Source organism: Ruegeria sp. YTSA108 (genome assembly GCF_059610185.1).
Map to the genome: position 1 here is coordinate 413690 of NZ_JBXWND010000001.1, position 24248 is coordinate 437937.

The following is a 24248-nucleotide window of genomic DNA, read 5'->3' on the forward strand; positions in this document are numbered from 1 at the left end:
TGTGATGGACGCTGCCACGATCACTACACCCACCGTACTGATCCTTCTCGGCCCCCCGGGCGCCGGGAAGGGTACACAGGCCCGTATGCTCGAAGACAAGTTCGGGCTTGTCCAACTCAGCACGGGTGACCTGTTACGGGCGGCAGTTGCCGCGGGAACCGAAGCCGGAAAAGCCGCCAAAGCTGTCATGGAGGCGGGTGATCTGGTCAGTGACGATATCGTAATTGCAATCCTGCGGGATCGTCTGGCCGAACCGGACTGCGCCAAGGGCGTCATTCTGGACGGCTTCCCCCGCACCACGGTTCAGGCACAGGCGCTGGACGCGCTGCTGTCAGAGACCGGTCAGCAGATCAACGCAGCCATCAGTCTTGAGGTTGAAGACGCTGAAATGGTGATCCGTATTTCCGGCCGTTACACATGTGCCGGATGTGGCGAAGGGTTCCATGATCGGTTCAAAACGCCCGCAGTCGAAGGCAAATGCGACAAATGCGGCAAGACCGAGTTCAAGCGCCGCGCAGATGACAATGCTGAAACCGTCGCCTCACGGCTGGCTGCCTATCACGCGCAGACCGCGCCGCTGATCACTTATTACCAAGACCATGGCGTTCTGAAAGGTCTGAACGCAATGGGCAATATCGAAGACATCGCCGGCAATCTGGAACGGATCGTCAGTGACACAATGAACTAGGGGAATATGGCCCGCCCTCAATAAGGGCCGAATTCCTAAAGGAAAACTTCTAAGGGCCCGCTCTGGCGGACCAGAGAAGTCTTGCCTGATGCCACCTGGCATCAAGCATATCGAAAAGTGGCCCCGCGCGCTGGAGGGTTAGGACAACGGGCCGCTCAAAGAGGAAGCGAAGGAGGAACCCGCGATGGCGGATCAATCAACACACTCCGCGCAGACTGCCGAAGCCGATAAGGGCTATTGGCAGGCCAACCTGCGTCTTATCTACATCAGCCTGGTGATCTGGGCGCTGGTGTCGTTTGGATTCGGCATTTTGCTGCGTCCACTTCTGTCCGGCATTTCCGTCGGCGGAACCGATCTCGGCTTTTGGTTCGCGCAACAGGGATCCATCTTGGTCTTTCTGCTGCTGATCTTCAACTACGCCTGGCGGATGAACAAGCTAGACGCTGAATACGGCGTTGAGGAGGAGTAAGGCCCTATGGACCAGTTTACCATCAACCTGCTGTTTGTGGGCGCGTCCTTTGCGCTTTACATCGGCATCGCGATCTGGGCCCGTGCTGGGTCCACATCAGAATTCTACGCCGCCGGTCGCGGCGTTCACCCGGTCACCAACGGTATGGCGACAGCGGCAGACTGGATGTCTGCAGCCTCGTTCATCTCGATGGCGGGCCTCATCGCCTTTACCGGTTATGACAACTCGTCCTTCCTGATGGGTTGGACCGGTGGTTATGTGCTGCTGGCGCTGCTTCTTGCCCCTTACCTGCGTAAGTTCGGCAAGTTCACCGTGTCAGAGTTCATTGGCGACCGCTTTTACAGCCAGACCGCGCGTATCGTGGCGGTGATCTGTCTGATCGTAGCGTCTGTGACCTACGTGATCGGCCAGATGACCGGCGTTGGCGTAGCTTTTGGCCGCTTCCTTGAAGTGTCAAACACCACCGGGTTGTTAATTGGTGCAGCCGTTGTTTTCGCCTACGCGGTGTTTGGGGGGATGAAGGGCGTGACCTACACACAGGTCGCTCAGTACTGCGTGCTGATCACCGCCTACACAATCCCAGCCATCTTTATTTCCCTGCAACTGACTGGCAATCCGGTTCCGGCTCTGGGTCTGTTTGGTGATACCGCCAGCGGTGAACCGCTGCTGACCAAGCTGGATGCGATCGTGACCGAGTTGGGCTTTAACGAATACACCGCCCACCACTCGGACACGCTGAACATGGTGCTGTTCACGCTGTCGCTGATGATCGGTACGGCCGGTCTGCCGCACGTAATCATGCGTTTCTTCACCGTGCCGAAAGTGGCTGATGCCCGCTGGTCTGCCGGTTGGGCGCTGGTGTTCATCGCACTGCTTTACCTGACCGCCCCTGCGGTTGGCGCAATGGCCCGTCTAAACATCAGTGACATGATGTGGCCAAATGGCGGCATCGAAGGTGGCGCCGTATCCGTCGAAGATATCGACAACGACGCCCGTTATGACTGGATGGCTACATGGAAGAAAACCGGCCTGCTGGACTGGGAAGACAAGAACGGCGACGGCAAGATCCAGTACTATAACGACAAGAATGCCGACATGCAGGCGCTTGCGGAAGAGAAGGGCTGGGTCGGAAACGAGCTGACCAAGTTCAACCGTGACATCCTGGTTCTGGCCAACCCCGAAATTGCCAACCTGCCGGGTTGGGTGATCGGTCTGGTCGCTGCCGGTGGTCTTGCGGCTGCTCTGTCGACCGCTGCGGGCCTGTTGCTGGCGATCTCGTCCGCTGTGTCACACGACCTGATCAAAGGCGCGATCAACCCGCAGATTTCGGAAAAATCCGAGCTTCTGTCGGCGCGGATCGCAATGGGCGTGGCCATTGTTGTGGCGACATATCTGGGCCTGAACCCTCCAGGTTTTGCAGCGCAGACCGTTGCCCTGGCGTTTGGTCTGGCAGCTGCCTCGATCTTCCCGGCGCTGATGATGGGGATCTTCTCGACCCGCATCAACAACACCGGTGCGGTTGCTGGTATGCTGGCTGGTCTGACTGTGACCCTGGTCTACATCTTCCTGCACAAGGGCTGGTTGTTCATTCCGGATACCAACTCGTTCACGGATGCTGATCCTCTGTTGGGTACGATCAAGTCGACTTCGTTCGGTGCGATCGGTGCATTGGTCAACTTCACTGTCGCCTATGTGGTGGCTGGCATGACCAAAGAAACCCCGCAAGAGATCAAGGATCTGGTCGAAAGCGTCCGCATTCCCCGTGGCGCGGGTGCCGCTCAGGATCACTGAGTAGAGATGCGGCCCCTGAGCACCTTGCCAAAGGCCGTGTCTTTCGACTGACTACTCCCGCCCGGCATTCCACCGGGCGGGATTTTTCGAATAGAAACCGAGGAGTATCCGATGCCCCTGCCCCAAGCCGAGATCACGCGGTTTCTGAAATCCGTTCACCCTTATGACGCCCTGCCCGCCGATGATCTGGCAACGCTGTCTGATCAGATCGAAGTTTGGGAGGTCGAAGAAGGATCCCCGGTGTATCAACTGGGCGCGCCCCTGCCCGGCGTATTCGTGATTTACGAAGGACAGGTTGAAATCACTGACAGGAACGGCGCGATTGTCTCTCATCTGGGGCTGCGCAATTCTTTCGGGGAACGCGGTTTACTGAAAGACGGTAAAGCCGCGACCAAAGCGCAGGCGCACGCAAACTCGGTTTTTCTGGTGATCCCGCCCAACCTGATCCGAGACCTCATTGACGAACATGAAATCGTCGCCAAATTCTTTGATCGGACCCGCACGGAACGCTCCAGCCCCCAAAGCCTTGCAACCAGCGCTATCGACGTTCTGATGGCACATAACCCCGCAACCTGCCCCCCTATTACCACCGTTCGCGAAGCGGCGCAGATGATGAGGGACAGACATATTTCCTCTCTCTGCATCACCGAGGGGGACATTCTTTTGGGGATCGCCACCTTACGAGATATCTCGGGCAAATACGTTGCCGATGGGATGTCTGTGGATACCCCTGTATCGGCAATAATGACGGCAAACCCGGTGACGCTGTCGCCGTCGGATATCGGATCGGATGTTCTTCACATCATGATGGAGCGCGGCATCGGCCATATTCCGGTATCCGAAGCTGGGCGTCTGGTCGGAATTGTCACCCAGACAGACCTGACCCACTATCAGGCGGTCAATTCCGCCGAGTTGGTGCGCCGGATAGCAAATGCGCAAACCGCGCAGCAGATGGCAGAAGTGACCGAAGAGATTCCCCAGCTTCTGGTCCAGCTTGTCGCTGCCGGAAATCGCCACGAGATCGTTACGCGCCTGATTACCGATATCGCCGACACAGCCACCAGACGTTTGCTGGCAATGGCGGAAAAACAGCTTGGACCACCACCTGTGCCTTACCTATGGCTGGCTTGCGGATCGCAGGGACGACAGGAACAAACCGGGGTGTCGGATCAGGACAACTGCTTGATGCTGGATGACAAAGTAACCGATGACGACATGCCATATTTCCAGACACTGGCAAAAATCGTGTCGGACGGGCTGGATAAATGTGGGTACTTTTATTGCCCGGGCGACATGATGGCGACAAATCCACGCTGGTGCCAACCGGTAAGTGTCTGGCGTGATTATTTTCGCGGGTGGATCGCCAAACCAAACCCCGAGGCGCAGATGCTGGCCTCGGTCATGTTCGACCTGCGCCCCATTGGCGGCGCATTTCACCTGTTCGATGACCTGCAGGCCGAAACGCTGGCCGCGGCCCAAACGAATTCAATCTTTGTGGCGCATATGATCTCGAACTCGTTAAAGCACACGCCGCCGCTGGGCCTGTTACGCGGGTTTGCCACGGTACGCTCGGGTGAGCATCGCAACACGCTGGATCTAAAGCATAATGGCGTTGTGCCTGTGGTTGACCTGGCCCGGATATACAGCCTTCAGGGGCAACTGTCCCAGGCCAATACACGTGCCCGCCTGAAAGCAGCTGGGGCGGCAGGCGTCCTCAGCCCCTCAGGTACCCGCGACCTGCTGGACGCTTACGATCTGATCGCCGAAACGCGGCTGGACCATCAGGCCCGTCTGGTGAAAGGCAACAAGAAGCCGGACAATTTCCTGCCCCCTTCCGATCTTTCGGACTTTGAGCGAAGTCATCTGCGAGATGCCTTTGTCGTGGTAAAAACAATGCAATCGGCGGTCGGCCACGGTAAAGGAATGCTGGGCTAAACCCTCAGGAACCTTGGAGAGTATTCATGTTCTTAGAACTGATCGGCACGATATTTGCAGGCGTCGCCCTAGCCGGCATCGTGATGGTGATCAACAAACTGACAGGTGGACGCCTGCCTCGTTGGTCCGCACCAGTCGCGGCGGGCATTGGCATGATCGGGATGACGATCAACAGCGAGTATTCATGGTTTGACCGCACGCGCGATACGCTTCCAGATGGTCTGATCATCATTCAAGAGGTCGAAAGCCGCGCTTTGTACCGTCCCTGGACCTATGCGATGCCCTTTGTTGATCGTTTTGCCGCAATCGACACCCTATCTGTGCGCACCAATGACCAAGTGCCTGAGCAGCGCCTCGTTGAACTGTATTTCTTTGGTCGTTGGGCACCGGTTTCAAAATTGCCGGTCGCTGTGGATTGCGACAAGAACCAACGCGCCAATCTGGCGGATGGGGCAGAGTTTGGTGACAACGGCCAGTTGCTGAACGCAGATTGGGTAACAGGCTCTACCAACGATCCGATCATCGAGGCCACTTGCGGAGTGTAACATGCTGACCCGATTAAGCCTGCGCCTGCGGATTTTCCTCTTCTTCTGCCTGCTGGCGGTCGGCGGGGTTGCCGTCAGCTCGGTTGCGCTTTGGGTCAGCTACAGGCGAGCGGCGGATCCGGCCCTTTTCGACGCGTTCATCTTTGCAGAGATCGTCATCGGGTTCGGTCTGCTGGCCCTGATCGCCGCTGTCTGGCTATTGTTCGACGATAATGTCGCCAAGCCGATCGAAAGGCTTTCCGCTGAACTGCGCGCACGAGCGCATGCCGGTGTCAGCCGCGACCTCGATCTGCAAGCCGCGCGGTATCTTGGCGACCTGGCCCCTGCGGCTGCCGGTCTGGCCAACCAACTGTCCGACAAGACCATGGGCGTGGCAGAGGCTGTCGCTGCTGAAACCGAGCATCTGGCTGTGGAACAGCAAAGGCTTAGGGCGCTTTTGACTGAAATTCCTGTAGCCATATTGCTGGCTAGCCCCTCTCACAGGCTCGTTTTGTATGACGGACAGGCGGCCGAGGTTCTGGCACAGATTTCGCATCCACGCCTGAATGCGCCACTGTTCGATTACTTCCAGCCAGACGCGCTGCAGAAAGCCTATGCCAAACTGGCCAAGACCGGGATGGAGGCATCCTGTTCGCTGACCAGCATTGATGGGGCGCAGACCTATTCAGCCCGCATGAAACCGCTGGGGGAAACTTCCGGCTATATGCTAATCCTAGATGACAGCGCCGCCAATATAGCGCCTGAGGCTGCCAGACCTCTGGTCTATGACTTTGGTTTGCTGAACACATCCACCGACCAATCATTCGAGACATTGCCTCTGCGCGAGCTTTGTTTTGTTGTCTTCGACACCGAAACCACAGGCCTGCTGCCGCACAAAGACGAGATCGTCCAGATCGGCGCAGTCCGTGTGGTAAATGGACGGATGGTCGAAGGCGAAAGGCTGGATATGCTGGTGAACCCGGTCATGCCGATCCCTGCCGCCTCGACCAAGGTTCACAAGATCACGGATCGAATGGTCGAAGGCGCGCCGGAAATCGCCGAAGCCGGGCGTATCTTTCACGAATTCGCGCGAAATGCCGTAATCGTGGCGCATAATGCACCTTTTGATATGGCGTTTCTGCGACGCCACGCCGACCGTATGAAAGTTGAGTGGACGCATCCCGTACTGGATACGGTCCTGCTATCAGCGGTCCTGTTCGGCGCCAGCGACACGCACACTTTGGACGCGCTGTGCGAACGGCTGGACATTACAATTCCGCATGAGCTGCGCCATACGGCATTGGGTGATGCAGTTGCCACCGCCGAGGCGCTGGTTCGGATGCTTCCGATGCTGCAAGCGCGCGGGATGAATACGTTTGGCGAGGTCATCGAAGCAACCCGCCGGCACGGTCGTCTGCTTGAGGACCTGAACTGAGGGCGTAATATGCACCTCAGGCGCAGCTTTTCATGGACAATCCCGACTTGCCGTGGCACCTGAGGCGCGGCCACAGAATGAGCGTGAGATGACGGACCGCACCTTCACCCCAACCCCGGACAACAGCACCGCGTTTCGCGAAGCATTGGGGTGTTTTGGAACCGGGGTCACGGTCGTCACCACCGAAACAGCGCTGGGGCCCCGCGCAATCACGGTCAATTCGTTTTCCTCGGTCTCGCTGACGCCTCCGCTGGTGCTGTGGTGCCTGGCGAAGGATTCGAACCGGTTCGACGCTTTCAAAGACTGCGATCACTATTCGATCCATGTGATGGCTGAGGAACAGCAGGAACAGGCCCTAAAATTCGCGCGCGAGGGTGCGGATTTTTCACATGTCAACTGGGCCGCAGATCACCGTGGTCGCCCTCGTCTGGCGGATTGTCTGGCGCGCTTCGACTGCCAGCTTCATGCCCGGCACGAGGCAGGGGATCATCTGATCATCGTGGGTGAAGTCGAACAGGCCATGTTCCGCACCGGCAAAGGTCTGATCTTCAAACGCGGTCAGTTCGGCGGGTTTGCCGATCTTCTATAAGCCCTATTCGTCCAGCGATCCGTGGACGGCCAGCGCCTCAAGCTGGGTTTCCTGCGGTGTGATGATGCGAAACGCCTCAAGCACCCCGGTTTCAGACAGCTCACGGGCGACCGTCAGCAAGGTATTGGCGGCGTGATCATCGCATAGCTCTGCCATATGCGCGATCTCTTCCTGCGCAACACCCATGGCGGCCTCGACCGATGGGGCTCCGTAAAATTGCACGAAATGTTCCGCCAAATTCCGGGCAATCTGGTCGATCTCAGCCTGTTCAACCTGCGTCACTGCTACAAAGGTCACCCGGCCGAATGTCTCAACCCCCAACCAACCATTCGCAAAGGCCTGGCGGGCTTTACCCTCCAAATCGCCTTCGCCCCAATTCGAAAACTCGAACCCGCCGGAAATGCACCATTCACCCGTTCTCGCCGGAGAATGAAACACATTCATGTCGCTTTCATCGAAATGGATCGCACGGGCCAGTTTCATCATCCGTTCTCCAGTAAGTCAGTCAGCGGGTGCAGGCGGGTGTCTGCACCATTGCGGATAAGCATGCCAAACCGTTCATCAGTGCCCAAAAAAACCCCGATCTCGCCAAAGGGTTCGCCAACACCACGCAGCAGCCCCAACCATTCGCTGTGCAGGGGCGCGTTGCCGTCTTCTTGCCAACGGTTGAGCCATGTCAGCATGTGGCGCGACCAGCTTTCGACCAGCTGGACAGGCTGGACCTCGGCACACCCTTCATCATAGAGCGCTGTGATATCCGGGGTCTGGCCTGGCGCAGTGCTGGTCTGTAGCAAGGCCAGCTCCCAGCCGACAATCAACCAGTCAGGCTCAATCTGAGGGTCTGAAGTCGACGCAGCAACCTGAAACTTGCCGCAGGTCGCACCATTCACACAGATAGGGCCGCCCCAGTCCAGATGAACGGCAACCTCGGGCGGGGCCAGAGCGCCCAGCGCATTCTGAAACCCAACTCCGCAAAGCGGCAACATCACCATGGCATCCTGCAATGGAACCTCAGGTGCAAATACAATGGCAACGCGCAAACGGTTGGCCTGAATGTTGTAGACCACCGTTCCGGCATCACAGCCCAGCGCTGCCATCGCCTGGGCGCGTTCGAACGGGTCTTCCCCGCCGTGAACGGCATGTCCAGTCAGCAACGGAGGAAAGACCGGCTGGGTCATGCATTGCCCTTGGTGATCATGTCGCGGGCAATCTTGCGGAAAGCTTCGGCCTGTGCGCTGTCCGGCTTGCTGACAACGATGGGCGCGCCCCCATCCGCCGCAACCCGGATATCCAGATGCAGCGGAATCTCACCAAGCAGCGGAATGCCCAGCGCCTCGGCCTCAGCGGCGACGCCGCCATGGCCGAACACGTGCTCCTCATGACCGCAATTCGAACAGATATGGGTCGACATATTCTCGATCATTCCAATAATCGGCGTCTTGAGCTGATTGAACATATCGATCCCTTTGCGCGCGTCGATCAGGGCCACGTCCTGCGGGGTCGACACCACGATGGCCCCGTCCACCTTGAACTTCTGGCTGAGCGTCAGTTGCACATCGCCGGTGCCCGGCGGTAGGTCGACAATCAATACATCCAATGCTCCCCACTGAACCTGTCCCATCATCTGTTGAAGCGCGCCCATCAGCATCGGACCACGCCAGACGACCGCCTGCCCTTCGTTGGTCATCAGTCCCATCGACATCATCGTGACGCCATGATTGCGCAGGGGCAGGATCGTTTTGCCATCCGGGCTGGCCGGGCGGCCAGAGACACCCAGCATCCGAGGCTGTGAAGGGCCATAGACATCAGCATCCAACAACCCGACACGCCGCCCTTCTGCAGCCAAAGCACAAGCCAGATTTGCGGATACGGTGGATTTACCGACTCCGCCCTTACCGGATGCAACGGCGATGATCCGATCGACACCCGGAACGGCCTGCGGACCTGTCTGAGATGGTTTCGGCTTGGGCTTCAGTTCAGGCGGGGCCTTTTCGGAATGCGCAGTCATCATGGCGGAAACCTTGTCGACCCCCTCCACCAACTGCGCAGCCTGCTCGGCGGCGGCGCGCACCGGCTCCATCCGCTCTGCCTGTTTCGGATCAATCTCAAGCACAAAGCGCACTGTATCGCCATCGACATTCAACGCGCGGACAACTCCGGCGCTGACGATATCCTGGCCTGAAACCGGATCGGTGATTTTCTTCAGGTTCGCCAGAACCGCGTCACGAACACTCATGCCATTACCCTTTTGGTTTGCCCGGTCGTTGGGATACGTTTCATTGCATGTGTCTCCGTCTTTTTTTCGTTCATTTGACGCATTCGGGCGCAGGCCGATAAGCTGCCTCCATGCGGGTTACCTTCTTTTGCCTGAGCTTGCTGCTCTCTGCTACCCCCTCTTGGTCGCAAGAGGCGCTGGGGCTTGCCGCCCCGGATGAGGTTACAGACTCTGGTCTGTTGCAACATATTCTTCCGCGTTTTTCTCTCAAGACCGGGATACGCGTCGTTGCGGACGATACCGGCGCTATGTCTCTGGGTGGATCACCGCCAGGCGATCCGGTTTTCGCGCGTCACGGGGTCACTTACCACCTGCGCATACTGGACGACACAAAGCAGCTTCGGTTTCGGGACTGGCTGCTGTCTGACATCGGCAAGCGCACCGTTGAGAGTTTCGCGCCCGAAAGCGGCCCGCCCTATTCCGCCAGCTTAACGGTCGAGGCCGCGACCGAGACCGACAAGATCGACGGCGACGCTGTCCTGGGTGCGGAGCTGTCGATGACCCATTGCGGGCGCTGCCATGTGATCGGTCCGCAGAACCAGATGAACGGGCTTGGCTCAACCCCCTCATTCGCTGTGCTGCGGGCTATGCCGGACTGGTCCGAACGGTTCGAGGCCTTCTTTGCCCTGAACCCTCATCCCGCTTTCACACAGATTGAGGACGTAACCCCGCCCTTTGACCCTCTGCGTCCTTCGCCAATCCACCCGGTCGAGATGACGCTGGAGGAGTTAGAGGCGATTCTGGCCTTTGTCTCGGCCATCGAGGCAGCAGATCTGGGCGCGCCGCTACAGCTTCAATGATCCTTTCTTTTCGAGAAATAGTCCTCGGTCGTGACGACTTTGGGTTTCGGGTTTGACTGAAACGGGTTGTCCTTGTGCTGGAACTGCGCGTTCACACGACAGTTGTCACACATCTGGATCATGCGCGCCTGTTCGGATGTCGCAAACATCGGATGCGTACCAGACAGCTTTTCCATGATACGTTCGACGGTCGATTTGACACCAAAGAGGGCACCGCATTCCACACACGCAAAAGGGTCTTCTTCGTTCAACACGTCCTGAGACAGGGCCGCATCACTTAAATCCAGTTGCGGTACCAGAGTTATCGCATTCTCGGGGCAGATTGTTCGGCATAGGCCACATTGCAGACAGGCATCCTGTTGGAAGTTCAGCTGCGGCATATCCGGGTTGTCGGCCAAAGCGCCTGACGGACAAAGGGACACGCAGCTGAGGCACAATGTACAGGCGTCCGTATCCACCGCGATGGCCCCATAGGGTGCATTCTCGGGCAAGGGCAACGGGGCTGCGGCCTGCGGGTTCAGCGCCTGTGCGGCCAGTCGCGTAATCTGCCTGCGATTTCCCAGCGGCAGAACCGTGTCGGCCAAGGGGGGCGGCACGTCCTGCGCATATAGCAGGTCGGACAGCGCATCGGGATCAGCCTCATCGATCAGTGCCAACACTGCAGTCCCAGCGATAGCCTGCGCCAGCGCCAGTTCGCGATCCAAGGCATCCCTTTCGGTTGTTGGGGCCAGCAGCACATCAACCCGCGCAAACCCATGCGCCAGCGCGGCCAGCATCTCGGCATGGCCAAAGCCCGAGATCACGTTCAGTTCTAGCGGGATCACATCCGCTGGAATCCCGCGTCCGAAACGGGCGGACAGGCGGATCATTTCGGCCCCATGCGCGTCATGCACCAACAGCCGGGGTGCTTGCCCGCCTGCACGCCGGTAGGTGCGCGACAGAATGTGCATCCGTGACAGCAGCGCAGAAACGGGCGGATCCTCGTAAGTTATCGCGGTAGATGGGCAAACCGCCGCGCATTCTCCGCACCCTGCGCAAACCATAGGGTCGATGGCTACATGTTCGCCCGCAGGGGTGATCGCCCCCGTCGGGCAGATATCCAGGCAATTCGTACACCCGACCTGTTCTGCACGGGAATGCGCACATAGGGATTCTTCCAACCGGACATAGAGAGGCTTTTCAAATGTCCCGACCAGTTGCATGGCCTCAAACGCCAGCCGTTCGACAGCGACCGCATCTTTGGGATCAGCTCGCAAATACCCTTCGCGCTTGGCTGGGGCCTGAACCAGAGGCGTGCCGCCGGTCAGATCCACAACTATATCGCATGAGGAGTTCGCCCCGTCGCGCGGTTCGGTCCAGCCAAAGGCCCCGCGCCCACCGGGTTCAAGCTGTTGCAACGCATCCAGCTTAATCGAAAACCCGCCCAGCGCACCTTTCACAGTACGAACGCGCCCGCGCACCACATCAAAGCTGCGCGACATGGGGTCCATGTCATCAGTAGCCAAGACCGTCACGGCCAACTGGTCCGACAGGCGTTCTGCCACTTCAAAGCTCAGCGCGCCGGGCCCGACGATGAAACACGTCCCTTCGCTGACCACATCGACACTGGGTGTGATCGGCTGAGGCAACACCGCCTCAGCAGCCAGCGCGGCCATTTTGGGGGCAGCATCCTGCCCTTGTTCAGACCACCCGGCACGATCGCGAAGATCGACAAACCCTGGCACTTCGACACCTAACTCATCGGCCAGTGCCAGAAAAACATCCTGCTCTTGTGTACAGGCTATTACGACTTTGCCCTCTTGCAGCGGCTGTGCGACGCTTTCCAGTTCTTTCGTACATAATGCGGTGTGAATTCTGGAGCAGGCGACATCGCAAGCTGACGATAGTTTCTCAGCGTCAATGGTTTGCGTTCCCGCACAGTCACATAGCAGCAATCTCGTACCCATAACCTCCCCCGGATGTCCTCCCCAGTCCAAGGTCAGCTTAGAACCTCTGAAGAAAGTAGCAATGCCCGTGGGGGCCGGATCGCAGGAACAAGGCCCGATAATAGCCGCGAGGACCGTAAACAATCGGTGAGGGGTACATATTCGACCACCCAAGGACTTGGCAGGAAGCTACTTTGTGTACCATAGTAGACCCTGAGGAAGGCAGGGGAGAGCTTTCCAGGGAGGACTTAGTGGCCAAGGCCGCCAGCCAGATTGAAATGCCAATCGGCGTCGTCGTGCGCAAAACACCCGGGGTTACACGCTGGGCGCAATGGAATTGGCGCGCCGTCGCCGTGCTGCCCGGCGCTGGACCGGCCGATTGGCTGGAGATGCGGCGCGAGGGCGAAGCGGTCGAATACCACGCGGCCACCCTGCCCCTGACCCTGTGGTCAGATGAGGCCGAAGCCTACATGGTCAACCTGTCGGACGGGCAACCCTCGATCTATCTGGTCCTGCGCGATGCGCTGGATGGAACACAGCCGATGGACGCTGTGCTGGTGACCGCCTCACCCTTCGAAGGACAGGACTACGCCGATACCGGCGAAGAGCTTGTCGAGAAAATCCCAATGACTGATGGGCTGATCGCTTGGGTACGTGATTTCGCACTGGAGCATCATCGCAACGAGGTCTTCGTCAAACGTCGCCGTGATAAGAAACGCACCGATCTGGTTGAGGACGGCAAAGGGGATGTACGCATCCGGCAGGACTCGGATGTTTTCCGCGCCCCGCGGAGGATTGTGCAATGACAGAAACCCGCGATTTCTGGTCGCGCCGCAAAGCCGCCGTTCAGGCTGAGGCCAAAGCCGAGGTTGTAGCAGCACAAGAACAGGCTTTCGCTGAACAGCGGGGCGAGCTGGAAGAAAAGACTGACGCTGAAATTCTGGCGGAATTCAATTTGCCCGACCCTGATCAGTTGCAAGTTGGTGACGACGTCTCGGGCTTTATGGCCAAGGCAGTGCCTGACCGATTGCGCCGCCGCGCCCTTCGGCAGCTCTGGCGTCTGAACCCGGTTCTGGCCAATGTCGATGGGCTGGTGGATTACGGCGAGGACTATACCGACGCCGCCTGCGTGATCGAAAATATCCAGACCGCCTATCAGGTCGGCAAGGGAATGCTGGCCCATATCGAGGCTTTGGCCGCTCAGACCGAAGAGGAAGACGCAGCGCCTGAGGTTGAAGACCCAACATCAGAGCCTGAGCCTGAGTTGCCCGAAACGCCCGAGGTACACTCGGCAGAACCTGTAATGATTTCTGAAATCGACGACCCGGATGAGGCAGAGCTTACGCCTGCCCCACGCCGCATGAAGTTTGAATACGAAGGATAACCGTATGACCGCAAGCAACGCGCAAAACCTGGACGTCTCAGCCGAGGATCGTCTGCGTGCGGATTTCTATAACTTCCTTGGGCTGCTGCTTGCGGCGCCTCCGGATCAGATGCTGCTGTCTCAGGTTACTGGTCTGACCGGCGATGAAACCGATCTGGGTCAGGCTATCAAGGCCATGTCGCGGGTCGCCAAGGTGACCAAACCCGCGGCTGCCGAACGCGAATTCAATGCCTTGTTCATCGGGCTGGGGCGCGGGGAACTGCTGCCCTATGCCAGTTTCTACCTGACTGGTTTCCTGAACGAAAAACCGCTGGCGCAACTGCGCAACGACATGGCGGTTCGTCAGATCACACGGGCGCAGAACGTGTTTGAACCCGAAGACAATATCGCCTCGTTGATGGAGATGATGGCGGGTATGATCGTCGGTCGCTTTGGCGCGCCCGCCTCGTTGGAGGATCAAAAAGCGTTCTGGAACAAGCACATCGGCCCCTGGGCCGCACATTTCTATTCAGATTTGGAAGCTGCGGAAAACTCGGTTTTCTATGCCTCGGTCGGCACCGCCGGTCGGGTTTTCATGGAAATCGAGCGTGAAGCCTTTCGAATGACGGCGGGATGATCCCGCCACTCGCCAGCGCCCCCAAAGGCGCTAGATCGCAATTGGGAAAGGAGGATCCCATGAGCAAAACCAAGGAAGAAGGCGCCACGCGCCGTGACTTCTTGAAACTGGCCGGAACCGCAGCGCCCGCTGCAGTCGCCGCCGCCAGCCTGAGCGGACAAGCCGAGGCAGCCGAGCTGCCAACGGATGAAACCCGCATGCAGGACACCGCGCATACGCGCGCATATCTGGACAGCGCCCGGTTCTGAACCCCGGACGATGTCACCACCCGACTGACGGTTGCGATTGGCCCTGACGTCGGCACCAACAGTACCAAGCCAGCCATAGCTAACATGGCCAGCAAGGGAGGAAAGAAATGCTTAGGAAAAAGACCAACGGGGTTGCGAGACGCTCCCAGCGGACAAGTATCCTGTCCCAGGTCGGCGAGAAAACCGTCGATCGCCGCGCGTTCCTGCGCGGATCGGGCCTGACGATCGGCGGGTTGGCCGCGATCAGCGCCACGGGTGGAACCGTGACGCCAGCCAGTGCCCAGTCAGCGGCCAATCAAGCCGTCGAAAACCTCAAATCCATATGCACGCATTGCTCGGTCGGCTGTACCGTAGTGGCCGAGGTGCAGAACGGCGTCTGGATCGGGCAAGAACCCGGCTGGGACAGCCCTTTCAACCTGGGTGCGCACTGCGCCAAGGGGGCCTCGGTCCGTGAGCACGCCCATGGTGAGCGCCGCCTGAAATATCCGATGAAAAAGGAAGGCGGCGAGTGGAAGCGCATCAGCTGGGAAGAGGCGATCAACGAGATCGGCGACGGCATGATGAACATCCGCGAAGAATCCGGACCGGACAGTGTGTACTGGCTTGGTTCCGCGAAACATAACAACGAACAGGCCTATCTTTTCCGCAAGTTCGCCGCCTATTGGGGCACGAACAACGTGGACCATCAGGCCCGTATCTGCCACTCGACCACTGTTGCTGGTGTTGCGAATACATGGGGCTACGGCGCCATGACCAACAGCTACAATGACATCCACAACTCCAAGGCTATCTTCATCATCGGTGGCAACCCGGCTGAGGCACACCCGGTCTCGCTGCTGCATGTTCTGCGCGCAAAAGAGCAGAACAACGCGCCGCTGATCGTTTGCGACCCGCGCTTTACGCGCACCGCCGCGCATGCGGATGAATATGTCCGCTTCCGCCCCGGCTCTGACGTGGCTCTGATCTGGGGTATCCTCTGGCACATCTTCGACAACGGCTGGGAGGACAAGGAGTTCATCCGCACCCGTGTCTGGGGCATGGATCAGATCCGTGAAGAGGTCGCCAACTGGAACCCGGAAGAAACCGAGCGTGTGACCGGCGTACCCGGATCACAGCTTAAGCGCGTGGCGCGCACCATGGCCAACAACCGTCCTGGCACGGTGATCTGGTGCATGGGCGGCACCCAGCATACCAATGGCAACAACAACACACGCGCCTATTGCGTGCTGCAGCTGGCTTTGGGCAACATGGGAACGTCGGGCGGTGGCACCAACATCTTCCGTGGCCACGACAACGTGCAGGGTGCGACGGACCTTGGTGTTCTGTCCCATACCCTACCCGGCTATTATGGCCTGTCCGCAGGGGCATGGGGCCATTGGGCGCGCGTTTGGGGTGAAGACCCTGAATGGCTGTCCGGCCAGTTCGCCTCGATCAAGGACAAGGAGGGCAAGGATAAACCGCTGCAGAATGAGCGCGGCATCCCGGTCTCTCGTTGGATCGACGGTGTTCTGGAAGACCCCGCCAACATGGATCAGGACAACAATGTCCGCGCCATGGTTCTGTGGGGGCACGCTCCGAACTCGCAAACCCGTGGGCCGGAAATGAAGACGGCGATGGAAAAGCTGGACATGCTGGTCGTGATCGACCCGTATCCCACCGTTTCCGCCGTTCTGCATGATCGGACCGATGGCGTTTACCTGTTGCCCGCCTGTACGCAGTTCGAAACCCGTGGCTCGGTCACGGCCTCGAACCGGTCGTTGCAGTGGCGCGACAAGGTGGTCGAACCACTGTTCGAAAGCCTGCCGGACGAGGTCATCATGGCCAAGTTCGCCAACAAATTCGGCTGGGCAGATCGGTTCTTCCGCAACATCGAGATGGAGGACCCTGAGACCCCGAATGTAGAAAGCATCACGCGTGAGTTCAACTCGGGCCTCTGGACCATCGGCTATACCGGCCAGTCGCCAGAGCGTTTGAAAAGCCACATGGCCAATCAGCACACGTTCGACAGAACCACGCTGCAAGCTATTGGTGGACCAAACGACGGCGAATACTACGGTCTGCCCTGGCCGTGCTGGGGAACGCCAGAGATGGGTCATACAGGGACACCAAACCTCTATGACATGTCCAAACCGGTGGCCGAAGGTGGCCTGACCTTCCGCGCGCGCTTTGGCGTGGAACGTGATGGCGACAACCTGCTGGCGGAAGGGGTCTATAGCGTTGGGTCGGAAATTCAGGACGGATATCCTGAATTCACGATGCAGATGCTAATGGATCTTGGTTGGGACGGCGATCTGACGGCCGAAGAACGTGCGGCCATCGACGCCGTTGCGGGGCCAAAGACCAACTGGAAAACCGACCTGTCAGGCGGCATCCAGAGGGTTGCGATTGCACATGGCTGTGCGCCCTTTGGCAACGCCAAGGCCCGCACCGTGGTCTGGACTTTCCCGGACCCGATCCCGTTGCATCGCGAGCCGCTTTATACCAACCGGCGTGATCTGGTAGAGGATTATCCGACCTATGAGGATCGTCAGTCCTATCGCCTGCCAACCCTGTATGCTTCGATCCAGAAGAACGACTTTTCAAAGGATTACCCGATAATCCTGACGTCTGGTCGTCTGGTCGAATATGAGGGCGGAGGTGAGGAATCCCGGTCGAACCCGTGGCTGGCCGAACTGCAACAGGACATGTTCGTCGAGATCAACCCACGCGATGCCAACAACCTGGGCATTCGCGACGGGGCTCAGGTCTGGGTCGAAGGGCCTGAGGGTGGTAAGGTCAAGGTGATGGCGATGCTGACCAACAGGGTTGGTGCCGGCGTGGCCTTTATGCCATTCCACTTTGGCGGCCATTTCCAGGGTCAGGATCTGCGGGACAAATACCCCTCAGGCGCTGATCCCTATGTGCTGGGAGAAAGTTCGAACACCGCCCAGACCTATGGCTATGATTCAGTAACCCAGATGCAGGAGACCAAAGCGACTCTCTGCAAGATCTCAGCAGCGTAAGGAGGACGACAATGGCTAGAGCAAAGTTTCTCTGCGACGCTGAACGCTGCATCGAATGCAACGCCTGCGTAACCGCGTGTAAGAACGAGCACGAGGTGCCTTGGGGCATCAACCGCCGCAGAGTGGTGACGATCAATGACGGCGACCCGGGCGAACGCTCGATCTCGGTTGCCTGTATGCATTGCTCGGATGCGCCCTGTATGGCGGTGTGCCCGGTTGACTGCTTCTATCAGAACGAAGAAGGGGTCGTCCTGCACTCCAAGGACCTGTGCATTGGCTGCGGCTATTGCTTCTATGCGTGCCCCTTCGGCGCGCCGCAATACCCACAGGCAGGCAACTTCGGATCACGTGGCAAGATGGACAAATGTACCTTCTGCGCCGGTGGCCCCGAGGAAACGCACTCGACCGCAGAGTTCGCCAAATACGGTCGCAACCGGATCGCAGAAGGCAAACTGCCCATCTGCGCCGAGATGTGTTCCACCAAGGCCCTGCTTGCCGGTGACGGCGACGTGGTATCGGCCATCTATCGCGAACGCGTAGTGGCGCGCGGTTTCGGGTCTGGCGCCTGGGGGTGGGGCACAGCCTACGACCAAAAAGACGGCTGATCCTTGGCCAAACCTTCCCCGGCGCGCAAACCGTGTGCCGGGGAGCACTAAGATTTTTCGACGAAAAATCTCTGCCCGCCCGGAAAAGGGCCTACGCCAATGACCGCGTCACGAGGTTCATATGACTTTCCTGCGACTTCTGTTCTGTCTCATTGTTTTGACTGTTCCTGCCCTTGCTCAGGATGCTCCGGATCGCAATTCGACGGGTGGTGCGACCACGCTCGAGGATATCTTGGCCCGGCAGCGAGGTGAAGACGTGGACACCACATATCGCTCGGATAACACCGGCAAGGGCAATGCCGAAGGCCTGTTGGGCCAGTTGGGCACACGTGGCGTGGCGTCTGACAGCGACGTCTATCGCGCTTTGCGCTATGGCTCGGCGGATGTGACCGTTTCGTCGAACGGTCCTGCGGCCAGCGTCTTGATACAGGACGGAGGCATGTGGTGGTTGAATTTCCGAACAGGCCCGTTGCGCGATTACGGCACGTATATTCTGGCCGGGATGCTTGGCATCCTGCTGCTGTTCTTCTTGGTCCGGGGTAAAATCCGCATTGATGGTGAAAAGACGGGACGCACAGTTACGCGTTTCTCGGGCTTTGAGCGGTTCGGACATTGGTTGTTCGCGGGCTCTTTCTTGATCCTTGGCCTGACCGGTTTGCTGACCCTTTATGGTCGAGACTTTTTGATCCCGATCTTCGGGAAAGAAGGCTTTGCGGCCATAGCGCAGGGCTGCAAATGGCTGCATAACAACCTCGCCTGGGCCTTCATGCTTGGTTTGATCATGGTCACTGTGAACTGGATCGCCCACAACATCCCCAACCGCACCGACCTGAAATGGCTGGCCGCCGGCGGCGGGTTGTTCACGAAAGGCAGCCATCCCCCGGCCAAAAAATTCAACGCGGGTCAAAAGATCATCTTCTGGGCCTGTATCCTGCTGGGCGTATCGATCAGCCTGTCTGGCCTGTCTCTGCTGTTCCCGTTTGAGATGCCGCTGTTTGCTAAGACCTTCTCAATCGCAAATGCCACCGGCATCCCGCAGATGTTGGGTATGAACCTTCCGGTGCAGATGTCCCCCCAAGAAGAGATGCAATATGCTCAGGTTTGGCACGTGATGGTCGCCTATGTCTTCATCGCCATCATCATCGCGCATATCTACCTGGGCTCGGTGGGCATGGAGGGCGCTTTCGACGCGATGGGCACCGGCGAGGTCGAGGAACAATGGGCGCGTGAGCACCACTCGCTTTGGCTGGAAGAGGTCCAGGAAAAAGAGGCCAATAAGGCAGCGGCCTCGCCTGCGGAATAGATGCGCAGTCTAATCCTTGCACTGGTGTTGACCCCCCTGCCCGCTTTGGCCGAGTTTTTCACGCTGAAAGGTCATGGCGGGCCGATCATGGGGATTGCCTCCGCGCCGGACGGCCGGATTGCGACGGCCAGCTTCGACAACTCCGTCGGCCTGTGGTCAGACCGCACGCCGCAATGGCTTGAAGGGCACGAGGCTGCCGTGAACAGCGTCGCCTTTGGCGGCACAGCGATCTATTCCGCGGGTGACGACTTTACCCTGCGCCGGTGGCCGGATGGCCAAATCCTCGGGCGGCACAAAGGCAAGATCGTCGATATTGCTGTTTCAAACTCCCACATCGCCACTGCCAGTTGGGACGGCACGATAGGGGTTTGGCCGCTTGACGGGTCAGAGCCAAGGATATTGGGGCCCACAGGCAGCGGTGTGAATGCTGTTGTGTTCACACCAAACGGGGATGCGCTGTATACCGGCGGGGTTGATGGGGCGGTTCGTCTTTGGGATGTCGCAACCGGTCAGGAAAAACTGCGACTGGTTGATAACGGGTTCGGCATCAACGAACTGGTCCTGAATCCCCATGAAAACTGGATTGCCTATGGGGCCGTCGATGGCGTCACGCGCATTCGTGATCTGACTACAGGCGACGAGCATGATTTCACCCTGGACCGCCGTCCAATCCTTGCGCTGGCTCTCAGCCCGGACCGCAGCTTGCTGGCGGTGGGGGATGGTGAGGGTCATATCATGTTGGTCGATACCATCGACTGGCGCATCGCACAGGATTTCCGGGCCACATTGCGCGGTCCGGTCTGGGCGCTGGCCTTCTCAACCGATGGTAAAAACATCTATGCAGGTGGTATAGATGAGGCGATGTATAGCTGGCCGGTATCTGACCTTGGCGACCAACAACTGATGGCCGCGACTGAACCTAGTTTTCTGAAGAACCCTGACCAGATGGACAATGGCGAGCGCCAATTCGTGCGCAAATGCTCGATCTGCCACAGCCTGACGGCGGACGGGCACAGACGTGCTGGACCTACGCTCTCTGGTGTGTTTGGTCGCCGGGCGGGCAGCTTACCGGGATATTTCTACTCGGACACGCTGCAAGACTCTGATATCATTTGGAATGGCGAGACGATAAATGCCCTTTTCGACCAAGGACCAGACCATTACATTCCGGGATCGAAGATGCCCATGCAACGGATTACACAAGCGGATGACCGCATAGATTTGATCGCCTTTCTGCGCCGCGTCACGGCACCGGAAAACTGAACCGGAGGTAAATATGAAAGCCTTTCTAGCCGCAGTTGCCACGATGGCTGTAATTGCCGTCGCTGCGCCATTTGCCTTAGGCCAATTCGGATTCAGCGCGGCGAATGCCAGCGCGGGTTCGGCCGTGCGCCTCGACTGAATGTCAGAATACCTGACCACCAAAGAACTGGCGGACCTGCTGCGCATTGGCGAGCGTAAAGCCTATGACCTTGCCTCATCCGGCGAGGTCCCCTGTGTCCGTGCCATGGGCAAACTCTTGTTTCCAAGGGCCGAAGTCATTGCCTGGCTGAACGCATCGCGCTGCGGACCGCAGGTCGCAGAACCGTCGCTGCCGCCGATCGTGGCGGGCAGTCATGATCCGCTGTTGGATTGGGCTCTGCGGGAAAGCGGGTCGGGCCTGGCAACTTATTATGACGGCTCATTTGACGGCTTGAATCGCCTGAAAGAACGATCAGCGCAGGCTGCGGCGCTGCATATCCACGAGACAGACGGATTCAACACGCAATCTCTGCAGGACCATCTGGGAGAGGCACCCGTCATTCTGTTCGAACTAGCAAAACGCCAGCGTGGGCTACTAATGGCCCCCGGTGTGACTGGGATATCGGACTTTTCTGACCTCAGGGGCCGTCGCATTCTTCTTCGTCAGGACAGTGCCGCCAGTCAACGGTTGTTCGACACGCAACTGCAGGCGCACGGCCTGAACCGAGACGATCTGGATACCCTGCCGACCTGCGCACGTACCGAAGAAGAGCTGGCCATAGCCCTGCATGACAATAAAGCCGATGCCGGATTCGGCCTGGGTGCGCTTGCAGGGCTGTACAATCTGGGCTTTGCCCCGACCCATACCGAACGCCTGGACCTTGCTATCTGGAGGCGCGCCTATTTCGATGGCCCGATGCTTCGGTTGCTCGGCTTTGTGCAATCCGACCGCTTTGCCACCCGGGCAGAAGAATTCGGCGGGTATGACTTGTCGGATCTGGGAACCATCCATCACAATGGAGCCAGCGGCTGACCCTATTGGGCGTTGGGAAAGAACAGCTGCTGGCCGTCCAGCGTGTAAGATGCGATGGCCGCCTGCCCTTCGGGTCCGGTCAACCAGTCAATAAAGCGCTGCCCCGAGGCCGCCCGCACTTTGGGATGCTTGTCAGGGTTCACAAGAATAATCCCATATTGATTAAACAGGCGCGGATCGCCCTCAACCATAACCTCTAGGTTTCCCTTATTGCCAAAGCTCTGCCAAGTCGCGCGATCCGTCAGCGCATAAGCCCCCATCCCGCTGGCCACATTCAGTGTCGCCCCCATCCCGGATCCGGTTTCCCGGTACCAGGTGCCCGAGGCGCCGGTCGGGTCAATACCGGAGGTGGCCCAATGGCCCAGTTCCGCCTTATGCGTCCCGCTGTCATCCCCGCGAGAGGCGAAGGGCGCCTCGGCCTCAGCGACCGCAGTCAGCGCCGCGATAATGTCAGTCCCACCTTTCACTTTGGCGGGATCGGATTTTGGCCCTACAAGGACAAAATCATTGTACATCACGCCCGACCGCTCAACACCCCAACCATCTGCCACAAACTTCTCTTCGGCAGGTTTGGCGTGAACCAGCAAGACGTCCCCGTCACCGTTGATCGCATTGCGGATCGCCTGCCCTGTACCAACAGCCACCACGCGGACATCAATCCCGCTTTCGGCTTCAAAGCCTGGCAGGATATGGTCGAACAAGCCCGAATTCTGAGTCGACGTGGTTGATTGGACTACAATAAATGGTGTTTCGGTCAATGCGGCTGTAGTGTTCAGGCCAAGCGCGATTACTGCAGCCCCGACGAATTTGCGGATCATTTGAACTCCATATTCTGATTAGGTTACCAGACCACCGGCAACAAACCGGCGCGCGGCGTCACTTGTCGGGGCATCCAGAACTTGTTTGGCAGCACCGTGTTCGACCACGTGCCCGGCCTGCATCATGACGATATCCGTTGCCAGACGGCGTGCCTGACCGATATCGTGGGATACCATGACAATGCGTACCCCTCGGTTCGAAGCGCGCAAGATCATCCGTTCGATCATCTGCGTAGCACCGGGATCAAGCGAACTGGTTGGTTCGTCCAGGAACAAAGTCTCCGGGTCCAGCGCCAGCGCGCGCAGGATGGCCAGCCGTTGCGCCTCGCCCCCGGACAGCGATCTGGCGGACTGGCGCGCCTTACCCTCTAGCCCACCTTCGGCCAGCAATTCGTCGATCCGGGATTTGCGAATTGCACGGGACATGCCCTGACGCTTTAGCACAAAATCAAGATTGGTTGACACGGACCGGCGCAACAGAACCGGTCTTTGAAACACCATCGCCTGTCGTGATTTGTGATACGCATTCAGGGCAATCCCGTCCTGCTGAACCCTGCCGCTATCCGGGACGATAAGCCCGTGCAAACAGCGCAAAAGCAGGCTCTTGCCCGCTCCGTTCGGCCCAAGGATCAAAGTTGGTCCCAGCCCCATCAGGGATAACTCTGGCACTTGAAGCAGTGTCTTTCCCTTGCGGGAAATCTGTAAACTGTGAACAGAAAGACATTTCACCATCTCGGGCACCAGATCACGCATGGCGCAACCCTTCCTTCTCGGCCCGCAGGCTAAGCGTGCTGACCATGGCGTTTACTGCGATGGCTATGGCAATCAGGATCGCCCCAAGCGCAAGCGCCAAGGCCAAATTACCCTTGGACGTTTCAAGGGCGATTGTCGTCGTCATCACCCGCGTGACGTGATTGATATTGCCGCCAACGATAATAACCGCTCCAACTTCGGCAATCGCACGGCCAAACCCCGCCAGCAATGCCGTAACAAGAGACAGCCGCGCATCCCACAATAGCACCGGAATCGATGCCATCCGCGACAGGCCGAGTGAGCGGAGTTGCTCGGAATATTCCTCGGCCAGCATTTCGACCACTTGACGTGTCAGTGCGGCAACGATCGGGGTCACCAGAACGACCTGAGCAATAATCATCGCCGTCGGTGTGTAGAGCAATTCAAGGACCCCCAACGGGCCGGAACGCGACAGCATCAGATAGACCAGCAAACCTACCACAACCGGGGGCAAGCCCATCAAGGCATTCATCAAGACGATCAGAATCCGCCGCCCTGGAAAACGCGCAACGGCCAAAGCCGCGCCCATGGGCATCCCGATAACGGCAGAAATCAGAACGGCAAAAACAGAGACTTTCAGGGACAACAGAACAATCGCCCACAGCTCCGGATCCCAATGAAGGATCAAAGCAAGCGCCGACCTGAATTCTGTTGTAAAATCCTGCATTATCTACCTGATATCTCCCATGTTGAACAGTTTGCTATAATTTACAGGTAATTACTATGACAAACGCCCTACAAGTTCAGTCACATTTTCGACGCTTCCAACAAAAA

At 58.5% G+C, this 24248-nt stretch carries 25 protein-coding genes; 18 read left to right on the forward strand and 7 right to left on the reverse strand.

What is annotated here, in order from left to right:
• Positions 1 to 4 precede the first annotated feature (4 nt).
• The 7 genes from AC2FHW_RS02060 (at position 5) to AC2FHW_RS02090 (ending at position 7431) form a co-directional block, all read left to right on the forward strand.
• Positions 5 to 688 (forward strand): adenylate kinase, encoded by a 684-nt coding sequence (locus tag AC2FHW_RS02060; protein WP_142634327.1) that lies wholly within the window; start codon positions 5 to 7, stop codon positions 686 to 688.
• Between the two features lie 184 nt (positions 689 to 872).
• Entirely contained in the window at positions 873 to 1157 is a 285-nt protein-coding gene (locus AC2FHW_RS02065) for a DUF4212 domain-containing protein (RefSeq protein ID WP_142634329.1), read from the forward strand.
• A gap of 6 nt (positions 1158 to 1163) precedes the next feature.
• A complete protein-coding gene (locus AC2FHW_RS02070; RefSeq protein ID WP_142634331.1) occupies positions 1164 to 2948 on the forward strand; it encodes a sodium:solute symporter family protein in 1785 nt (594 codons plus the stop codon).
• A gap of 111 nt (positions 2949 to 3059) precedes the next feature.
• Positions 3060 to 4883 (forward strand): DUF294 nucleotidyltransferase-like domain-containing protein, encoded by a 1824-nt coding sequence (locus AC2FHW_RS02075; RefSeq protein ID WP_496821358.1) that lies wholly within the window; start codon positions 3060 to 3062, stop codon positions 4881 to 4883.
• A gap of 26 nt (positions 4884 to 4909) precedes the next feature.
• Positions 4910 to 5428, forward strand: a complete 519-nt coding sequence (locus AC2FHW_RS02080) for a hypothetical protein (protein ID WP_142634335.1) — start codon at positions 4910 to 4912, stop codon at positions 5426 to 5428.
• 1 nt (position 5429) lies between these two features.
• Positions 5430 to 6842 carry a 3'-5' exonuclease gene (locus AC2FHW_RS02085; protein WP_142634338.1) on the forward strand — a complete coding sequence of 471 codons (1413 nt, stop codon included), beginning with the start codon at positions 5430 to 5432 and terminating at the stop codon, positions 6840 to 6842.
• A gap of 88 nt (positions 6843 to 6930) precedes the next feature.
• Entirely contained in the window at positions 6931 to 7431 is a 501-nt protein-coding gene (locus AC2FHW_RS02090) for a flavin reductase family protein (RefSeq protein WP_142634340.1), read from the forward strand.
• A gap of 3 nt (positions 7432 to 7434) precedes the next feature.
• Here AC2FHW_RS02090 and AC2FHW_RS02095 read toward each other — a convergent pair whose 3' ends face one another.
• Genes AC2FHW_RS02095 through AC2FHW_RS02105 form a run of 3 tightly spaced genes read right to left on the reverse strand, consistent with a single transcriptional unit; the run spans position 7435 to position 9667 of the window.
• Positions 7435 to 7914, reverse strand: coding sequence for a DUF6505 family protein (locus AC2FHW_RS02095; protein ID WP_142634342.1), 480 nt, complete (start codon positions 7912 to 7914; stop codon positions 7435 to 7437).
• Positions 7914 to 8609: a biotin/lipoate--protein ligase family protein gene (locus AC2FHW_RS02100; protein ID WP_496821359.1), complete on the reverse strand. Its 696-nt coding sequence runs from the start codon at positions 8607 to 8609 to the stop codon at positions 7914 to 7916. Before AC2FHW_RS02100 ends, AC2FHW_RS02095 begins: the two co-directional genes overlap by 1 nt.
• Entirely contained in the window at positions 8606 to 9667 is a 1062-nt protein-coding gene (locus AC2FHW_RS02105; protein WP_142634347.1) for an Mrp/NBP35 family ATP-binding protein, read from the reverse strand. The genes AC2FHW_RS02100 and AC2FHW_RS02105 overlap by 4 nt, the downstream gene beginning before the upstream one ends.
• 110 nt (positions 9668 to 9777) lie before the next feature.
• On the opposite strand from AC2FHW_RS02105, the gene AC2FHW_RS02110 reads away from it, so the two are divergent.
• Positions 9778 to 10506, forward strand: coding sequence for a c-type cytochrome (locus AC2FHW_RS02110; protein WP_496728150.1), 729 nt, complete (start codon positions 9778 to 9780; stop codon positions 10504 to 10506).
• Here AC2FHW_RS02110 and AC2FHW_RS02115 read toward each other — a convergent pair.
• Positions 10500 to 12452 carry a 4Fe-4S binding protein gene (locus tag AC2FHW_RS02115; RefSeq protein WP_496677793.1) on the reverse strand — a complete coding sequence of 651 codons (1953 nt, stop codon included), beginning with the start codon at positions 12450 to 12452 and terminating at the stop codon, positions 10500 to 10502. The two genes, AC2FHW_RS02110 and AC2FHW_RS02115, sit on opposite strands and share 7 nt — an antisense overlap.
• Before the next feature lie 230 nt (positions 12453 to 12682).
• Between AC2FHW_RS02115 and AC2FHW_RS02120 the strand changes: the two genes are divergently transcribed.
• From AC2FHW_RS02120 to AC2FHW_RS02165, 10 genes are all read left to right on the forward strand, one after another.
• The gene (locus AC2FHW_RS02120; protein WP_142634353.1) at positions 12683 to 13237 is read left to right on the forward strand and encodes a DUF3305 domain-containing protein; all 555 of its coding nucleotides are present in this window, start codon (positions 12683 to 12685) and stop codon (positions 13235 to 13237) included.
• Positions 13234 to 13815: a DUF3306 domain-containing protein gene (locus AC2FHW_RS02125; RefSeq protein ID WP_282021337.1), complete on the forward strand. Its 582-nt coding sequence runs from the start codon at positions 13234 to 13236 to the stop codon at positions 13813 to 13815. Before AC2FHW_RS02120 ends, AC2FHW_RS02125 begins: the two co-directional genes overlap by 4 nt.
• Positions 13816 to 13819: 4 nt before the next feature.
• The gene (locus AC2FHW_RS02130; RefSeq protein WP_271946579.1) at positions 13820 to 14431 is read left to right on the forward strand and encodes a TorD/DmsD family molecular chaperone; all 612 of its coding nucleotides are present in this window, start codon (positions 13820 to 13822) and stop codon (positions 14429 to 14431) included.
• A gap of 59 nt (positions 14432 to 14490) precedes the next feature.
• Complete coding sequence (locus AC2FHW_RS02135; protein WP_142634359.1) at positions 14491 to 14679, forward strand: ubiquinol-cytochrome c reductase iron-sulfur subunit N-terminal domain-containing protein; 189 nt, start codon at positions 14491 to 14493, stop codon at positions 14677 to 14679.
• A gap of 107 nt (positions 14680 to 14786) precedes the next feature.
• Positions 14787 to 17681, forward strand: a complete 2895-nt coding sequence (locus AC2FHW_RS02140) for a formate dehydrogenase subunit alpha (RefSeq protein WP_496821360.1) — start codon at positions 14787 to 14789, stop codon at positions 17679 to 17681.
• A gap of 11 nt (positions 17682 to 17692) precedes the next feature.
• A complete protein-coding gene (fdh3B, locus tag AC2FHW_RS02145) occupies positions 17693 to 18286 on the forward strand; it encodes a formate dehydrogenase FDH3 subunit beta (protein ID WP_085821701.1) in 594 nt (197 codons plus the stop codon).
• 121 nt (positions 18287 to 18407) lie between these two features.
• Positions 18408 to 19589, forward strand: coding sequence for a formate dehydrogenase subunit gamma (locus AC2FHW_RS02150; RefSeq protein WP_496728148.1), 1182 nt, complete (start codon positions 18408 to 18410; stop codon positions 19587 to 19589).
• Complete coding sequence (locus AC2FHW_RS02155; RefSeq protein WP_496821361.1) at positions 19590 to 20852, forward strand: c-type cytochrome; 1263 nt, start codon at positions 19590 to 19592, stop codon at positions 20850 to 20852.
• Positions 20853 to 20865: 13 nt separating this feature from the next.
• A complete protein-coding gene (locus tag AC2FHW_RS02160) occupies positions 20866 to 20991 on the forward strand; it encodes a hypothetical protein (RefSeq protein WP_271946568.1) in 126 nt (41 codons plus the stop codon).
• Complete coding sequence (locus tag AC2FHW_RS02165; protein WP_496728144.1) at positions 20992 to 21864, forward strand: substrate-binding domain-containing protein; 873 nt, start codon at positions 20992 to 20994, stop codon at positions 21862 to 21864.
• A 2-nt stretch (positions 21865 to 21866) separates the two neighbouring features.
• On the opposite strand, the gene AC2FHW_RS02170 is transcribed toward AC2FHW_RS02165, so the two are convergent.
• From AC2FHW_RS02170 to AC2FHW_RS02180, 3 genes are read right to left on the reverse strand one after another with little or no spacing between them, the layout of a single operon-like run.
• Positions 21867 to 22682: an ABC transporter substrate-binding protein gene (locus AC2FHW_RS02170; RefSeq protein WP_271946565.1), complete on the reverse strand. Its 816-nt coding sequence runs from the start codon at positions 22680 to 22682 to the stop codon at positions 21867 to 21869.
• Positions 22683 to 22700: 18 nt separating this feature from the next.
• Entirely contained in the window at positions 22701 to 23435 is a 735-nt protein-coding gene (locus AC2FHW_RS02175) for an ATP-binding cassette domain-containing protein (RefSeq protein WP_496821362.1), read from the reverse strand.
• Positions 23428 to 24141: an ABC transporter permease gene (locus tag AC2FHW_RS02180; RefSeq protein ID WP_281994749.1), complete on the reverse strand. Its 714-nt coding sequence runs from the start codon at positions 24139 to 24141 to the stop codon at positions 23428 to 23430. The genes AC2FHW_RS02175 and AC2FHW_RS02180 overlap by 8 nt, the downstream gene beginning before the upstream one ends.
• Positions 24142 to 24248 lie beyond the last annotated feature (107 nt).

Excerpts from the sequence above, each read along its gene's own strand:
- AC2FHW_RS02060 (WP_142634327.1), top strand. The coding sequence starts at position 5 with ATGGACGCTGCCACGATCACTACACCCACCGTACTGATCCTTCTCGGC.
- AC2FHW_RS02065 (WP_142634329.1), top strand. The coding sequence starts at position 873 with ATGGCGGATCAATCAACACACTCCGCGCAGACTGCCGAAGCCGATAAG.
- AC2FHW_RS02070 (WP_142634331.1), top strand. The coding sequence starts at position 1,164 with ATGGACCAGTTTACCATCAACCTGCTGTTTGTGGGCGCGTCCTTTGCG.
- AC2FHW_RS02075 (WP_496821358.1), top strand. The coding sequence starts at position 3,060 with ATGCCCCTGCCCCAAGCCGAGATCACGCGGTTTCTGAAATCCGTTCAC.
- AC2FHW_RS02080 (WP_142634335.1), top strand. The coding sequence starts at position 4,910 with ATGTTCTTAGAACTGATCGGCACGATATTTGCAGGCGTCGCCCTAGCC.
- AC2FHW_RS02085 (WP_142634338.1), top strand. The coding sequence starts at position 5,430 with ATGCTGACCCGATTAAGCCTGCGCCTGCGGATTTTCCTCTTCTTCTGC.
- AC2FHW_RS02090 (WP_142634340.1), top strand. The coding sequence starts at position 6,931 with ATGACGGACCGCACCTTCACCCCAACCCCGGACAACAGCACCGCGTTT.
- AC2FHW_RS02095 (WP_142634342.1), bottom strand. The coding sequence starts at position 7,914 with ATGAAACTGGCCCGTGCGATCCATTTCGATGAAAGCGACATGAATGTG.
- AC2FHW_RS02100 (WP_496821359.1), bottom strand. The coding sequence starts at position 8,609 with ATGACCCAGCCGGTCTTTCCTCCGTTGCTGACTGGACATGCCGTTCAC.
- AC2FHW_RS02105 (WP_142634347.1), bottom strand. The coding sequence starts at position 9,667 with ATGAGTGTTCGTGACGCGGTTCTGGCGAACCTGAAGAAAATCACCGAT.
- AC2FHW_RS02110 (WP_496728150.1), top strand. The coding sequence starts at position 9,778 with ATGCGGGTTACCTTCTTTTGCCTGAGCTTGCTGCTCTCTGCTACCCCC.
- AC2FHW_RS02115 (WP_496677793.1), bottom strand. The coding sequence starts at position 12,452 with ATGGGTACGAGATTGCTGCTATGTGACTGTGCGGGAACGCAAACCATT.
- AC2FHW_RS02125 (WP_282021337.1), top strand. The coding sequence starts at position 13,234 with ATGACAGAAACCCGCGATTTCTGGTCGCGCCGCAAAGCCGCCGTTCAG.
- AC2FHW_RS02130 (WP_271946579.1), top strand. The coding sequence starts at position 13,820 with ATGACCGCAAGCAACGCGCAAAACCTGGACGTCTCAGCCGAGGATCGT.
- AC2FHW_RS02135 (WP_142634359.1), top strand. The coding sequence starts at position 14,491 with ATGAGCAAAACCAAGGAAGAAGGCGCCACGCGCCGTGACTTCTTGAAA.
- AC2FHW_RS02140 (WP_496821360.1), top strand. The coding sequence starts at position 14,787 with ATGCTTAGGAAAAAGACCAACGGGGTTGCGAGACGCTCCCAGCGGACA.
- fdh3B (WP_085821701.1), top strand. The coding sequence starts at position 17,693 with ATGGCTAGAGCAAAGTTTCTCTGCGACGCTGAACGCTGCATCGAATGC.
- AC2FHW_RS02150 (WP_496728148.1), top strand. The coding sequence starts at position 18,408 with ATGACTTTCCTGCGACTTCTGTTCTGTCTCATTGTTTTGACTGTTCCT.
- AC2FHW_RS02155 (WP_496821361.1), top strand. The coding sequence starts at position 19,590 with ATGCGCAGTCTAATCCTTGCACTGGTGTTGACCCCCCTGCCCGCTTTG.
- AC2FHW_RS02160 (WP_271946568.1), top strand. The coding sequence starts at position 20,866 with ATGAAAGCCTTTCTAGCCGCAGTTGCCACGATGGCTGTAATTGCCGTC.
- AC2FHW_RS02165 (WP_496728144.1), top strand. The coding sequence starts at position 20,992 with ATGTCAGAATACCTGACCACCAAAGAACTGGCGGACCTGCTGCGCATT.
- AC2FHW_RS02170 (WP_271946565.1), bottom strand. The coding sequence starts at position 22,682 with ATGATCCGCAAATTCGTCGGGGCTGCAGTAATCGCGCTTGGCCTGAAC.
- AC2FHW_RS02175 (WP_496821362.1), bottom strand. The coding sequence starts at position 23,435 with ATGCGTGATCTGGTGCCCGAGATGGTGAAATGTCTTTCTGTTCACAGT.
- AC2FHW_RS02180 (WP_281994749.1), bottom strand. The coding sequence starts at position 24,141 with ATGCAGGATTTTACAACAGAATTCAGGTCGGCGCTTGCTTTGATCCTT.